This window comes from Acinetobacter lwoffii (assembly GCF_024129685.1).
In the GTDB taxonomy this organism is placed as follows: Bacteria; Pseudomonadota; Gammaproteobacteria; order Pseudomonadales; family Moraxellaceae; genus Acinetobacter; species Acinetobacter lwoffii_X.
The window spans coordinates 1-14,776 of record NZ_JAMXXL010000002.1; the positions used below are offsets into that span (position 1 = coordinate 1).

Consider the following 14,776-nt stretch of genomic DNA (forward strand, 5'->3'; position numbering starts at 1 on the left):
GAAATAGACGGAAACGATTTGGTCTAAGAATGAATTTAATTGCTGGAATGGTGAACTGGACGCTCTTAAATTAACTTTCGCAAGAGATCTAGTATTTTTGATTTGTAATATCTATATTGAGATCAGAGAAAAATTCCGCGAATGTCTTATCGCTAAAATTTAAAACATAACCAGATTCCATGCCTAAAATTTTTTCAATTTTTCTTTTTTCCATATGCCCTAATGATGACATTATTAACTCCAAAAAAATAAGGGCTGATTACTCAGCCCTTATCTTATACCGCTTCTTGCTTAATCAACAAAGAATTAAGTCAACTGAGCAGCAGCAATTTTCTTGGTATCAACGTCTTTAGCAGCGTTAGTATATTCGCTCATCTTGTCAAAGCTTAAGTATTGATAGATGTCAGCTGACATGCTGTCAATTTGAGCTGCGTACTGTTGGTATTCTTCTGGAGAAGGTAATTTACCCAATACAGCAGCAACAGAAGCAAGTTCAGCAGAAGCCAAGTAAACGTTAGCACCTTGACCTAAACGGTTCGGGAAGTTACGAGTAGAAGTCGATACACAAGTCGTGTTCGGCGCTACACGTGCTTGGTTACCCATACATAATGAACAACCTGGCATTTCAGTACGCGCGCCAGCTTTACCATAAATGTTATAGAAACCTTCTTCCATCAACTGATGTTCGTCCATACGCGTAGGTGGAGCAATCCACAAACGAGTTGACAACGCACCACCAGGAACTTTCTCTAACAATTTACCAGTCGCACGGAAGTGACCGATGTTCGTCATACAAGAACCAACGAATACTTCGTCAATTTTCGCGCCTTGAACATCAGAAAGAAGTTTCGCATCATCTGGATCGTTCGGGCAGCAAAGAATAGGTTCTTTGATGTCTGCAAGATCAATTTCATACACTTTGGTGTATTCAGCATCAGCATCCGCTTTGATCAGGCTTGGGTTAGCCAACCATTTTTCCATGTTCTCAACACGACGAGCCATAGTACGCGCATCGCCATAACCTTCAGAAATCATCCACTTCAACATGGTGATGTTTGAACGAAGGTATTCAGCAACTTTCTCTTCAGAAAGCGTAATAGAACAACCAGCAGCTGAACGTTCAGCAGAAGCATCAGAAAGTTCGAATGCTTGCTCAACAGTCAGGTCAGTTTCCATTTCTGTTAAGTCGATCTCAAGGATACGACCAGAGAAGATGTTTTTCTTACCTTTCTTCTCTACAGTTAAGTCACCTTCCTTAATTGCGTAGTAAGGAATTGCATGTACAAGGTCACGTAGAGTGATACCAGGCTGCATTTTACCTTTGAACTTCACAAGTACAGATTCAGGCATGTCTAATGGCATAACACCAGTTGCTGCAGCGAACGCTACAAGACCAGAACCCGCCGGGAATGAAATACCGATTGGGAAACGAGTATGCGAGTCACCACCAGTACCAACAGTATCTGGAAGAAGCATACGGTTTAACCAAGAGTGAATAATACCGTCACCTGGGCGTAAAGACACACCACCACGGTTCATGATGAAATCGGGAAGCGAGTGTTGCATTTGAACGTCAACTGGTTTTGGATACGCAGCTGTATGACAGAAAGATTGCATAACAAGGTCAGCAGAGAAACCTAGGCAAGCCAAGTCTTTCAATTCGTCACGCGTCATTGGACCTGTTGTATCTTGCGAACCAACAGTAGTCATCTTAGGTTCACAGTAAGTACCTGGAAGTACGCCTTGACCTTCAGGAAGACCACAAGCGCGACCAACCATCTTCTGAGCTTGAGTGAAACCTTTGCCAGTTGCAGCAGGTTGAACCGGAGTACGGAACATTGTAGATACTGGAAGACCTAAAGCTTCACGAGCCTTAGTCGTCAAACCACGACCAACGATCAGGTTAATACGACCGCCAGCACGTACTTCGTCTAGAAGTACTGGAGTTTTAAGTTCAGCTTCAGCGATTTGCGCGCCGTCTTTGAACGCAGTTACTTTAGCAGCAGCGTGATCGATCTTAAGAACGATTTCGTCGCCCATGTTCATGTTAGCAACATCGATCTCGATCGGTAACGCACCAGCATCTTCCATCGTGTTGAAGAAAATTGGAGCGATTTTAGAACCTAGGCAGTAACCACCGTCTTTTTTGTTCGGGATGTGCGGAATGTCATCACCGAAGAACCAAAGTACAGAGTTAGTTGCAGATTTACGAGATGAACCTGTACCAACAACGTCCCCCACGTAAGCAACCTGGTTGCCTTTCGCGATCAATTCTTTAATCTGGTTAAGTGGACCCACTTCACCAGGAACTTCTGGATTGATCCCGTCACGTACGTTTTTCAACATTGCATTTGCGTGCAATGGAATGTCTGGACGGCTCCAAGCGTCTTGTGCAGGTGACAAGTCGTCAGTATTGGTTTCGCCAGTTACTTTGAAAACGGTCAGTTTGATTTCTTCAGGAACGTCTTTACGGCTAGTGAACCATTCAGCGTCAGCCCAAGACTGCATAACTGCTTGAGCATTTGCGTTACCAGCTTTTGCTTTATCAGCAACGTCATGGAATGCATCAAATACAAGAAGCGTTTTTTTCAATGCTTCAGCTGCAAGTTCAGCAAGCTCAGCATTGTCTAAAAGTTCAACTAAAGGTGCTACGTTATAACCACCAAGCATAGTACCTAGTAAGTAAACAGCACGTTCTTTAGAAACGAGTGGAGAGGTTGCTTCGCCTTTTGCCAATGCAGCTAAGAACGCAGCTTTTACATATGCAGCTTGGTCAACACCTGCTGGTACACGGTTTTCAAGCAAATCTACCAAGTATGCTTCTTCACCAGCTGGCGGGTTTTTTAGTAGTTCAACTAATGCAGCTGTTTGGGCATCGTCAAGTGGCTTCGGTGGGACTCCGAGTGCGGCACGTTCTTCAACGTGTTGGCGGTAAGCTTCTAGCACAGTGTTATTCCTCTTTTTTAAAAAATTACTTATGAATTCCTGCTTATTCCAAGCTTCATAAATAATATGGACTCCGAAATTTTACTAAATTTCCAGTTAAAAGTTAATGCAACTCAAGTGTTTCTTCGTGATGCTCGTTATTTTATAACTAAATGATGCTCTTAATGATTATTCCATAATCAGTTCCAGCTTACACCACACGAAACAAGCCCATAAATAGGCCCTTTTAACTGAATTTAATGCATAAAAAAGGCAACCGTGATGTTGCCTGATTTGAAGTTAAAAAGATACTCCACCTTAGTGTACAGTGGTCGAGTTTAAATACTGCTGATATGAGTCTCGGCAGCCTTGGAATTTCACCACGCATTCATCTTCATAGGTGGTACTGTGATTATTGCTGGCAAAGGAAATATCAACCTGATAAAGCTTTTTATCTTGTTCTAGCATCTTCTTTAAAACGACTTTGTCACCGACGCTGAGTACATAGCGACTGCTGCCAATAATGACCACACCTTCTTCATCTTCCAGCAGCAGATCAGAATGATGCAAATATCTTACGACTTCCATATTGTGCTACTCCTCGGTTAATTGGAGTTAAATTCATTATTCAATATAAAGATAAGTATTTCTATATTTTAGATTTAGAAATTGTCACAAAGTGTGCATTTTTCTTAGGCTATTTTTATTATTCGGTCTTTTGAAGATGCGTATATTTAAATACGTTTAATGGGAAATATGGGTTGGATAATTTTATCCAGATATAAAAAAACCGTCCCTTAGAACGGTTTGTAATCTGGTAATTCATCATGCGGTGTCGCAATACACTTTGCAGTAAATTCAGCACGGACTTTTTCACGTGCTGCTTTTACATCTCCCTTAATCTCTTCGGCTGGAATTGCATAGACTTCATCAATAATATTCAGGATAAAACCTTTGGTGGTTTCATCGTCGATCTTGTTGGCATGCTCGATTGCTTTTTCTTTCTCAATCGCGTTCTGACGATCCAGCATAATAGTACGCGCCGCATTTCCAACACTTCGACAATAACCTTGCCACTGCTCTTCAGGGGTTAAGGGTTTCTTCTCGGCACAACCGGCCAGCGCCAGCATAAACGATAAAGCCAATAACTTTTTCATGAATTTCTCCTTCCGAGGGGCAATATAAAAGATCGAGGAAGATTTGTCATTTCAAAATGCCAGTTGTATGGAATTAAAAAAAGCCCACTTATGGGCTTTTTCATTTTGTGTGATTAGGGTCTGTTGACATTTCAAGTATAGAATTTACCCGATAAAGGTAGCCAAATAAATATACAAGCTAATGCAACTGCCCCCTCATAGCTACACTTTAGCTTATCATATCGTGTTGCTATTCCTCTGAACTGCTTTAACCTACAAAATGCATTCTCAACTAAGTGTCTGATTTTATATAAATACCAATCCATATGATCATTATTTGACTGAGTATTTGATTTTCTTGGAATATTCGCTTTAGTTTTTTTCGCAGATATTTGTTCTCTTAATGATTCAGAGTCATATCCTTTGTCTGCACAACATACTTCCGTTTCACTCAAATCAAGTTTTTCAATCATTTTAGGAGCAATCTTGACATCATGTATCGTTCCATCGGAGATAATAATTTCGATTGGATTGCCATCCGCATCAACAGCTAAGTGTATTTTAGAACTATTTCCACCAATGCTTTTAGAAATATCCTGATCTTTTATTCCAGCAGAATGTTGGTGTGCCCGAACATGACTACCATCAATAAAAACCCATTCCATATCAGCACTTGAAGAAATTAATTTAAATATTTTCATTAATTTATCATTTTTACACCAACGATTATATTTTTTAAAGATTGAGTTATACGAACCAAATTCTTTAGGCAAATCACGCCATGGGCAGCCTGTTCTTATTCTATAAAGTATTGCTTCGACAAAATTTCTCAAATTAGATTTGAAATAGATATCAAAATTTCGGAAAATAGAAAGTAACTTAGACCAGTGTTGATCATTCAGCATTGTACGAGGCATAGCGAGAAGTAAATTTAGTTTGGCGATTAAATTTTACTTTCTCGCTATTTTTTTGAACAGTAAATGTCAACAGACCCTAACCACATGAGGCCTGAATAATTTTTTTGCTTGCAGGATCTACGGTTACAGTCACTCTTTCTTCGCGATAATCCATAGTCACCGCTTGACCCGGTTCGACCATACGTACAATTTGTGCCTTGGTTTTCTGCTTAATTTGCGCTTCAGTCAAATTAGACTGACCGACCAACGCTGTCGTCTGATCAGCAATACATTTAGGTTGATTCATGTGTAGTAATTCCCACTCCTCAACCACCTGACCATTCTTTAAATGGCAATATCCGACCTGACCATTGCTTTCAGTACGAATCTCAAGCTTGCCACCCTGATTGACACAATAAGCGCTTGCAGGATTCGCTGAACCTATTTTAGGAGCTTCCGTCCCAGATTGCGGCGTGGTGGTACATGCACTTAAAGCAACAGCCAGCAAACCGAACAGCATTGTTTTTTTCATGAGAGCCTATTCTTCTTCAATAATTCTTCACCAATTTAGCATATTTCCTTGTTCTTGCCAGACACAAGTCTGTGTACATTTTTAACCGTGCCTTTTCATTAAAGAATGGAAATAACATCTTTGTGAATTAACGACTTCAACGCTATAAACTTTTTCAATAAAAAAGATAAACAGAAGAGAAGAACCTCTACAAAATACGAAAATTCCGGATAAATCGCCTGAACTAAGTGATTATGCATTTCAATAGCATTGCATTGTCATTACATAATTCAAATATGACTTCACTTTTAGATTTGTGATATGTGCTGGATTGATTTAATATTTGATTGAATTTTAAACTTTCTATTGGCATGACAGACGATCCTCAACTCTCCCTCAGGGAATATCTTGCTACAGTTCAGGAAGTGGTCAAACTCACTTTCGATACACCGGTATGGGTTAAAGCCGAGATTCGTAATCTAAGTATTAAAGCCGGCCATTATTATCTGGAGCTGGCAGAAAAAGAAGCCGACAGTGATCAGGTCATCGCCAGTTGCCGAGCGACTATCTGGAAATTCAGTGCCCAGAAAATTGTCACGCAGTTTGAACGTGAAAGCGGAATTGAGCTGAGTCGTGATTTGAAAGTGCTGATTAAAGTCAAAGCTAATTTCGATCCGCAGTATGGTTTTTCTTTAAATATCGTTGAAATTGACTCAGGCTATACTCTGGGAGATATTGCCCGGCGTTATCAGCAGATTGTTGAGCGGTTGACGACTGAAGGACTGATTCAGCGCAATAGAAACTTGCCCAGCCCTTTTGACCTGAACCGGATTCTGGTGATTGCTCCCGAAAATGCAGCAGGCCTGGGAGATTTTAAAAAAGATGCCGATGCACTGCAGCGTGCGCAGGTGTGTGAGTTTATCTATCACAGTGCGACTTTTCAGGGAAATACCGCCCCGCAAAGTATTATGTACAGTCTGGCACAAGCGCTCAAACAATGGGCACAGACTTATAATACCGCACCGGATCTGATTGTGATTATACGAGGTGGTGGCGCAGTCAATGATCTGGCTTATTTGAATGATTATGATCTGGCTGCCCTGCTCTGTAAACGTTCGGTACCGGTCTGGGTCGGCATCGGGCATGAAAAAGACCGTACCATTCTGGATGAGATTGCGCATCGCTCCTTTGATACTCCGAGTAAAGCCATTGCCGGAATCCGCAATCATATCTTTGAACTGACCCAGGATATTCTGAATTATCTACAGCGCATTCAGCGTTTATCCCAGCAACAGATTCAAGCTTATCAAAATCAGAATGATCAATTTTTGAAACTGATTCAAAGTCTGGCCAACAACCAGATTATGGATGCGCTGCAACGTCTGCAACAGATCAAGGCCAATACTACCAGTCTGGCCCAGCAGCATACCCAGCTGATTAATCAGCAGCTTGATGCCCTGATGCGGGAAACGCTACTACAAAATCCTAAACATGTTTTATCCAAGGGTTATGCCATCGTGCGCCAGCAAGAACATGTGGTTGCCTCTATTCAACAGATTCAGTCCAGCGATCTGGTTGAAGTCGAATTACATGACGGCATTTTTTCAGCACAACTTATACAGGTACTTCCTCATGAATCATGATACTTTGAGCTTCCAACAAGGCTATGACATCTTGAAAAAGAATGCGGAATTGCTCGAATCTCAGCAAGAACCGGATATTGATAACTTGATGAAAATCGTGGAAGAATCCATGACCGCCTATAAAGCTTGCAAGGCACGGGTTGAAGCAGTTCAAACTGCGTTAAATGATACTTTTAAAGATTAATTGGATGTCATTTCAAATATTAGCTTAGACTATTCTGCTAGATTGAGTTGACATAAAAGCTCTCATTCATGGGGGCTTTTTTATTAAGTGAAAAAAATCATTTCAATGACTATTTAAATTTTCTAGATGGGGATTTTGATCAATCCGCCCAATTCTAAATGGGAAATATTGTATTTTCATTCTCATCCACCAGACGATAAAAGCCCAATATTGAATTGGGCTTTTTATTACTCTTCAATTTCTATAGGATCACCGTCTTCAGGGCGAATATGACGCGTCCCATCATCCGCAGGATCAACACTTGACCCATCTTTGGTAATAGCATTGTACATTTCATCCTCTTTCTTATCATCGATAAATTCTTCATCTTCGAAATCCTGAGGTTCACTATCGTCGTCAAAGTTCAAAGGCTTTTCTTCATCTATCATGGCGATCCATCTCTTATTTAACCAATAAAATATCATGCTCAAATATTTGAAAGATTCATTCAATAGTCAACGATGATCATTTGTGTAACTGAATAAACATAATAGGAATTGGAACATTACTTTCCTATCGACAAAAAAATGCCTCCTTAGGGAAGGAGGCTGAAATTGGAAAGAAACTACAGCGATAGAATCTATTCATGCATTATATATAAACTTATAATTTATACATTAGCATAATATTACATTAATTTTTCAATTAAAAAGCCCGCTTACTTTTTCAAATAAGCGGGCTAGTGCTGTAGTCATTTTCTTCGTATTATTTGCGTCTTCTTGTTTTTGCAAAATGAATATAGCACTGTGAATTTACCAATAAAGTATAGAGAGTATTAATAAACTGTTTTCTTACATTTGCTTTAAGTTACTTTTCGTTCAGTAAGCTATACATATTAAAAAAGCCCATCTTTCGATGAGCCTTCCCCTTTATCACTTTTGCGCTGATTTAGGTATGTTGTCAAAGTGAGCAACGACTAGAGAATAATTAAGTTATTGATAAAAATATATAAATATCCCAGCATTATATAAAGAAACTATCGTTTTATAAAAAATAACTATACTTGTTAAATTGATTGACGATTTTAACCTTCAACGGCACCTTATAGCTGACTTAATTTACTAGACATATAAGTTAAAAATAACGTCTTATCCTGAAAATCAGGCATTTCAAACACCCAAAAAATGTAATTTTTAGATCTCAATTTAAGTTTCACATTCACGGCCTTTACTTGAATCATTGCATCCTCATGCTGCATTTCTGCGAATAATTCTAAAATCAGCGCAAAGAATCTCAGTTTGTTGACTGTGTTGTATTTTGTTGGTTTATATATTCTCAAGGCTTCAGAATATATAAGCTCGCACCATTCATTTCCATCTTCATCATCCATTAGCTCTCATTTAATTATTTAAAATAGATCACGAAGTAGGTTTATAACATGGTGGCTATAATTAAACTGCTTTTAATCTGAATATTAAAATTATAAGTTTTTAGAAAATAAAAAAGCCCATCATTCGATGAGCCTTTTTGGGAAATATATCGTGAAGACTAAGCTGCAAATTCTTGCAGTACAAATCGTTTTACACTTTCATCAAAGTCAGGTTTTGAAAGAGCAAGCTTGCCATTTTTCATAGTTTTATAACAATAACTCGCTGCTACTCCCATACCAACCAAAGTCAACAACTTCATTGCTCACCTCTTTACTGGGAAGATTTGAATACAAAGTTATCATTCAAATTTGTAGTTTTCCAACTCAGTTTCGATTGTTTTCTGTACTACATGTTAATGAATGTATGAATAATAAATGAAAACCTGCCGTATGATGCGTTTGCTTAAAGTCTTTCAACTAGTGGTTAATTTGCGTATCTATCCAGTTAAGGAAATTTTCCTTATTACTGAATTCTGGCATAGACCCTAAATTTATAGTTTCTTTAGCACCAAATTTTCCAGCGACAGTATTCGGTGCTTGAACTCTGAAATCCAGAGGATCACTTTCATGTAGAGTTCTAAAATATTCTACCGCTTTATCAAATTCACTTTTATCCTTAAAACCTGGTCGTTCCTTTAAAAAGTCATAAACTTGTTCTAGAGCTGGTAGATAATTATTTTTAGGCATTCTGTTTTCTCTAAAATGATGAGTTTTATGATGAAGACCTATTTTGAATGAATAATGATAAGAATATTCCCTTATTTCTTAGAGTTTATGTAAATCATGATGATTTGAGAGTTAAATCCAAATTCTGGAATAACCTGATAAAAAAATGAGCGTAAATATACACTCACTTTTACTACATTTTCTAATGCATGCTTAACTGACTGGCATTGCTCTAAAATAAGGTCTGTTTTATCGAACAAAGTGCAAATGTCAGCTGCTCTATCAGCAAAGATCAGATGTTTTTAAATACGTCACTTTAAGGTTCAAGCCTAATTAACGCTATGAATATCAAGTTCATCATTGGTGGTCAATACAATAGAAGCCAAAATTGGAATGCCCAAAATGAAAGGTACAGCGAAAATCCATAGAACTACGGTTACATCAGATTTAAAGAAAAATTGAATGGCTAATGCAGTCAAAATAAGTACAGAAAATAGAATCGCAGCAAAACGGATGATAAATTTAGTCGACATGCGAAGATGCTCTTATGCGTGAAATCGTATTTTCAATATACACCTATTTTTATTATGGGTTTATTGATTTTCAGTCTGTTATTGCATGTTTTAATTGATTTTCTATATGTGATAGCTGACTCATGCGACGAGCAGTTTTCTTCAGCATAAAAGCTGCCCCTAAGTTCTTTCTCTACTCGTAACTCTATTGTCATATATGGATAGGGATTGAATTTAGATATCAATGCTTCTGCTGACTAATACATCAATCTACTTTATAGCCAATAAAATCTGTGTGCTGTCTCATAATAAAAAAGCCCTAAAATTAGGGCTTTTTTATTCGGATTAGAATCGCCAGTTATAGAACAAGTCAATCGCACGCTCTAAAGACTGACTCGCTTCTAAATACAGACGCTGATTTACCTGATAACGTAAAGTCAGCTTATTCACTGGTGTGAATACCCCGACCCCATAGCGCAGATATAAATCCGGCGTAATATAACCGGTCACAGAAACCTGGGTATCATCTCCTGTACCTTGAGCATCCAGAGCTAGACCAGTTAAGCCAAAACTGCGCCCGATCTGGTTGGTCAGTGCGCGGGTGCTACCCAAGCCCAGACTAATCCCCGCAGCAGCGATCGTATTATTCACATCGGATCTAAATCCTTCAGCCTGGCTTAAACCAGATACACCCTCATTAACACGACCGGTAATCAAGGCATTCAAGGCTTCCTGTTCTGACAAGCCCGCATCATTATAAATCTGAATACTTGGACTCGATGCCGTCCCTGTTACCCGTACCCCGACCGTACTACCCTGAACCGATTTATTAGCATCAATGTCCAGTGTCGGATTAGTAAGTTCACCATTAAAACGGGCGATAGCACGATTCAGGTCCAGACTTTGGCCATAGGCTTCGATTTTCACTCGTTGTGATACCCCAATTGCACCATTGGCACGCATTGCGGTTTCCAGCCCCCGCTGTGACAGATTGACTCGACCCAAGAGTGGAATACGACTGTCAAAGCCCTGAAAGATCACCTGATTCCCTAAAGAAACGGCGACATCTGCACGGATATCCCAAGGACGTGCAGACTTCAAGATCGCTAGCTGATCATCACCTTCACGCACGACACGTACATCTGAAGATAAACCGACTACAGGTTCTGAGGCTTCAGGCATTGAAATCAGCGCACGTGGTACATCGACTGTGCCACTCAGACTCAGTTTTTTATTAAATGGATACATGTCCAGGGTCAAATCAGGTGTCACCACAGCGGTAATTAAAGGGGCCTGACGAATCAGCAGATTATCACCTTGCAGTTTTAACTGCACTCGCGGATCGCCTTTCCAGTCGACCGATCCGGTTAATTTACCCACACCACGACCACTGTTAAATGCGCCATTGATGCTGGCAGAATTCTGACGTATGGATGAATAAAGTTGTACATTGGTCAGATTCACTGGTAAGGAGATCATGCTAATCGAAGCATCTTTAACCCGAACCTCACCTTCAAGCAAAGGATCCGTTAAAGTTCCGCTAATTTTTCCGGCATAAGATAAAATCCCGTCCAGATTACGGATGTCCTGAATAAATGGCTTAAAGACCTTGAGCTGTACCTGGTTAAAGGCAATTTCGCCACGCATCGGTTTACTGTCCCGATATGGATCAATGATGACATTGGCATAGCCGGTTCCGATATCTGGTGTTTTGACATCCAGACGAAGCTGCAAGCCATCTGCCACACTTTTTGCGACCAACCCGACTTCATCATATTTGAGTGTAGAACCCAAATAATCTGGATCTTCAGAAGATAAGCCCACCACACCATTACGCGTCACCAGACGTGCGTCGATTTTAGGTTTGGCGCCTTGTGCCCAAGCAGCCTTGGCATAACCATTGACTTTACCCGTCAATGCCAATCCATCAGGCAGGAATGCACTGAAGTCTTCCAGATCAAGGTTTTGAGTAATAAAAGAGGCACTGCCACGGGTTTTGTTGACCCGAATCGGCTGATCAAAACACAACTGGCTTTGCTGACTCATCCAGCAATGAGCACCAACAAACAGATCCGATTGAGCACTGTTATAAATCACTGCTGCATTTTGACGTTGCACCAGACGGGCACGTAAAGAGTCGAAATCACCTTTTTGAATCTGACCCAGCCAGTTATTCTGGGCATTAAAGCCACCGGCGAGCTGTACAAAGAATTTTGATAGGCGGTTTTCTGCCTGCACTTTGAGAATGTGTGCAGCACGGGTACCGGCCAGTGATATCTCACCGCGTACAATCTCGCGTGAACCGCTACGCAGGCGATCCATTGTCGCGGTCAATAAAGTTGGTGTGCTTAGCGATGTCGGCAACTGTCCGCGAACACGAACTTTCTGCACACTAAACAGGTTTTTAAAGGCAAAATTGTCGATAGACAAGTTGGCCGAAGCCTGCAACCGCGGCTGCGCCTGCATATTGATATAGCCTTGTGCACGACCTCTTAAGCCCGGATACAATTCAAACAGTGCTGGCGCATTCACTTTCAATTGAAGATTCTGTGCATTACCGGTCGCCTGAATCTGGTTGCTCGCATAAGACAAGAACAGGTTATTGGCTTCAAACTGCTCTGGTACAAAACCGCGCTGGTTTGAATTGATGATGACCGATAAATTACCTGTACCACGTACTGGCTTGTTATTCAGCATGCCGGCCAGATTTAAACGTTGAATCTGAATGCGTTTTAAAGCATCTGACCAAACGCCTTGGGTTTGCACATTGCCTGACAATTCACCTTTCAGTTTGGCATTAAAATATTGCGGCTTAAAGCGGATTAAGGATGCATTGATATCCCAGCCAATGCCATTCGCCAGATTGACCAGACCACTCGCATTAATCTTGCCAGCCACACCATCATGACGGAATTCATTTATCTTCAACATTTCCGGGGTGCCTGAAACGCGCAGTTTCAGCATACCCTGACTGGCTTTAAGCTGGCTGGCATTTAAAGCACCATCATAATTGACCGCGTAACCTTTAAATCCGCCACCCGCTTTTTCATTATGGAATAACAAGGCAATGGTACTGTTACCGGTCAGACGTACGGTTTCATTTTGCTCTGCCAGTCGTCCGGTCAGGTCGACATTATTGAGTTTAATAATCTGCTGATTCGGTTGCGCATAACCATTGGCTTTAACCTCGCCATTCAAACGATCTACCGGTGAAGCTGCGGCAATACTTTGAGTATTCAAATTTTTGGCATTTAATACCGCGGTCCATTTTAACTGACGTTTTTCCTGTGGCAGTTCAATCCGTGCATTGCCACTTAAGCTGCCTGCCTGTGCATTGGCACTATAATTAAAACTTGTAACATTCAGGATATTCTTGTTCAGATTGAGCTTAGCTTGGTACATGCCTGCAGGCAGAAGTCCTTCTTCATGCTGCTCGACTTTAGTGGCCACATGAATATTCTGCTGACCTTCGACCAATGCCAATTTGACATCGCCAGACTGACTGCTGAGCCAGCCCACGTAAGGTACGGCGCGATCAATATTTTTCCAGGCAACATCCAGTAGCATCGGTTGTACTTTATTGCCTTTGACCGGGTTTTGATCCAGCTTCAGATTCCAGCTTTCATAACGGTCGAAATCAACCAGTCCGGTAAGGTGCAGGCCATTTTCCAAGTTACCTGCAGAAGCGATATTGGCATCTAGACTTGGCGGCAAGAAATCTTGAACCACAAGCGGAATACGTTCATGTTTAGGATCAATCCCGTTCAAACGCCCAGCCAGATCCCAGCTGACCCGGTCTTTCCAGCCTACTGTCCCGGCAAGGCTAACTGCACCTTTCATCAACTGACCATTCAGATCGGTAATATTCAGCTGATTGACCAGATCGGTATACATCACTGCACTATACTGCCCTTGCGGAATATTTTCCCCAATCAGGTCAGTCTGGACGTTCAGGTCCAGACGCTTGATATCGCCATTAAACTCGGCAATGCCGTCTTTGGTAAACAGTTTCTGTTCGGCCAGAATAGGCCAGTGATAATCCTTGAACTTCAACTCGCCGCGCATTGGTACCTGAGGACGCATCGGATGCACGATAACCCAACCCGTTAATAAATCAGGCGTATTGGTTGCTACGCCAGCCTGAATCGTGTCCAGTGTTCCGCGTGCCCGCACCTGAATATCATGAATATTCAGGCTGTCTCTTAAGGAAGGCAGATTAACGATGCCCGTGGCATCTAGCGGATATTTTCCTTCAAACTGCATTTTACCCCTGGCTTCACGTACCGACAGATAGCCCATATCCATCCGGGAATCTTCAAAATTTAATTCGGTGCCGGACCAGAGTGCCTCATTTAATTCGATATTATAAAAATCGACTGCATTGGTCTGGGTTTTAATCACCAGATGATCCAGCAGTAAATGGTCAACGCGCAAAATAAAAGGCAAACGGATGGCATTAAACTTGAACGGTTCGCCCGTTGATGGTCGCTTGTTAATAATTTGCAGATTAAGGACATCGGCTTCAGTCAGATGAATTTCTTTTTTGACAATCGCGCGCCAGCCTAGCTTGACATCAGCACGATCAATTTTGACATCGACCGGTTTCAGGCTGACCAGCACATTTTTAAGAATAATCCCGCGCCATAAATTGCCGCCTTCATATTCATATTGAATAATTTGCTGGCGTTCTAGCACCTGATCCAGCAGAAATTTACTGCCCTGATTGGTCGAAAACAGTAGTGCCAGCACAGACAGCAGAAAAATCAGCGAAAAAAGCACCGACAATAGGATGCTTCTGAATATACGGCGCTTTTTCGGCACAACGCTATCTTGTGGTTGTTGTTCTGGCTGTGGTTGGTTCTCGACCATGATCTACCCAAATAACTATTTTTTAA

Annotated in this window: 14 protein-coding genes; 2 read left to right on the plus strand and 12 right to left on the minus strand. The window is 41.0% G+C overall.

The features are described 5' to 3' along the window. Positions 1 to 88 precede the first annotated feature (88 nt). The 6 genes from NI464_RS00940 to NI464_RS00965 form a co-directional block, all read right to left on the minus strand. Positions 89 to 232 (minus strand): hypothetical protein, encoded by a 144-nt coding sequence (locus NI464_RS00940; RefSeq protein WP_479272374.1) that lies wholly within the window; start codon positions 230 to 232, stop codon positions 89 to 91. A gap of 74 nt (positions 233 to 306) precedes the next feature. After that, a complete protein-coding gene (locus NI464_RS00945) occupies positions 307 to 2,946 on the minus strand; it encodes a bifunctional aconitate hydratase 2/2-methylisocitrate dehydratase (protein WP_005106643.1) in 2,640 nt (879 codons plus the stop codon). 297 nt (positions 2,947 to 3,243) lie between these two features. Continuing rightward, positions 3,244 to 3,513, minus strand: a complete 270-nt coding sequence (locus NI464_RS00950) for a hypothetical protein (protein WP_253137620.1) — start codon at positions 3,511 to 3,513, stop codon at positions 3,244 to 3,246. A 209-nt stretch (positions 3,514 to 3,722) separates the two neighbouring features. Beyond that, positions 3,723 to 4,082, minus strand: coding sequence for a hypothetical protein (locus NI464_RS00955; protein ID WP_004278748.1), 360 nt, complete (start codon positions 4,080 to 4,082; stop codon positions 3,723 to 3,725). Between the two features lie 131 nt (positions 4,083 to 4,213). After that, positions 4,214 to 4,978, minus strand: a complete 765-nt coding sequence (locus tag NI464_RS00960; RefSeq protein WP_004645258.1) for an IS5 family transposase — start codon at positions 4,976 to 4,978, stop codon at positions 4,214 to 4,216. Between the two features lie 76 nt (positions 4,979 to 5,054). Next, on the minus strand, positions 5,055 to 5,489 hold the full coding sequence (locus tag NI464_RS00965; RefSeq protein WP_253137621.1) for an I78 family peptidase inhibitor: 435 nt from the start codon (positions 5,487 to 5,489) through the stop codon (positions 5,055 to 5,057). Between the two features lie 350 nt (positions 5,490 to 5,839). On the opposite strand from NI464_RS00965, the gene xseA reads away from it, so the two are divergent. Further along, a complete protein-coding gene (xseA, locus tag NI464_RS00970; RefSeq protein WP_180037350.1) occupies positions 5,840 to 7,111 on the plus strand; it encodes an exodeoxyribonuclease VII large subunit in 1,272 nt (423 codons plus the stop codon). Continuing rightward, the gene (gene xseB, locus NI464_RS00975) at positions 7,101 to 7,295 is read left to right on the plus strand and encodes an exodeoxyribonuclease VII small subunit (RefSeq protein WP_005103445.1); all 195 of its coding nucleotides are present in this window, start codon (positions 7,101 to 7,103) and stop codon (positions 7,293 to 7,295) included. Before xseA ends, xseB begins: the two co-directional genes overlap by 11 nt. A gap of 227 nt (positions 7,296 to 7,522) precedes the next feature. On the opposite strand, the gene NI464_RS00980 is transcribed toward xseB, so the two are convergent. The 6 genes from NI464_RS00980 to NI464_RS01005 all read right to left on the minus strand — a co-directional run bounded on the left by NI464_RS00980 (position 7,523) and on the right by NI464_RS01005 (position 14,750). Beyond that, positions 7,523 to 7,723: a hypothetical protein gene (locus NI464_RS00980; protein ID WP_180037351.1), complete on the minus strand. Its 201-nt coding sequence runs from the start codon at positions 7,721 to 7,723 to the stop codon at positions 7,523 to 7,525. Positions 7,724 to 8,376: 653 nt separating this feature from the next. After that, a complete protein-coding gene (locus NI464_RS00985; RefSeq protein WP_191112129.1) occupies positions 8,377 to 8,664 on the minus strand; it encodes a hypothetical protein in 288 nt (95 codons plus the stop codon). 158 nt (positions 8,665 to 8,822) lie between these two features. Next, complete coding sequence (locus NI464_RS00990) at positions 8,823 to 8,963, minus strand: hypothetical protein (protein WP_004645377.1); 141 nt, start codon at positions 8,961 to 8,963, stop codon at positions 8,823 to 8,825. A gap of 157 nt (positions 8,964 to 9,120) precedes the next feature. Continuing rightward, positions 9,121 to 9,390, minus strand: coding sequence for a hypothetical protein (locus NI464_RS00995; protein WP_005263238.1), 270 nt, complete (start codon positions 9,388 to 9,390; stop codon positions 9,121 to 9,123). A 308-nt stretch (positions 9,391 to 9,698) separates the two neighbouring features. Further along, positions 9,699 to 9,902: a hypothetical protein gene (locus NI464_RS01000; protein WP_216986118.1), complete on the minus strand. Its 204-nt coding sequence runs from the start codon at positions 9,900 to 9,902 to the stop codon at positions 9,699 to 9,701. 324 nt (positions 9,903 to 10,226) lie between these two features. Continuing rightward, positions 10,227 to 14,750, minus strand: coding sequence for a translocation/assembly module TamB domain-containing protein (locus NI464_RS01005; protein WP_253137622.1), 4,524 nt, complete (start codon positions 14,748 to 14,750; stop codon positions 10,227 to 10,229). Positions 14,751 to 14,776: the final 26 nt, after the last annotated feature.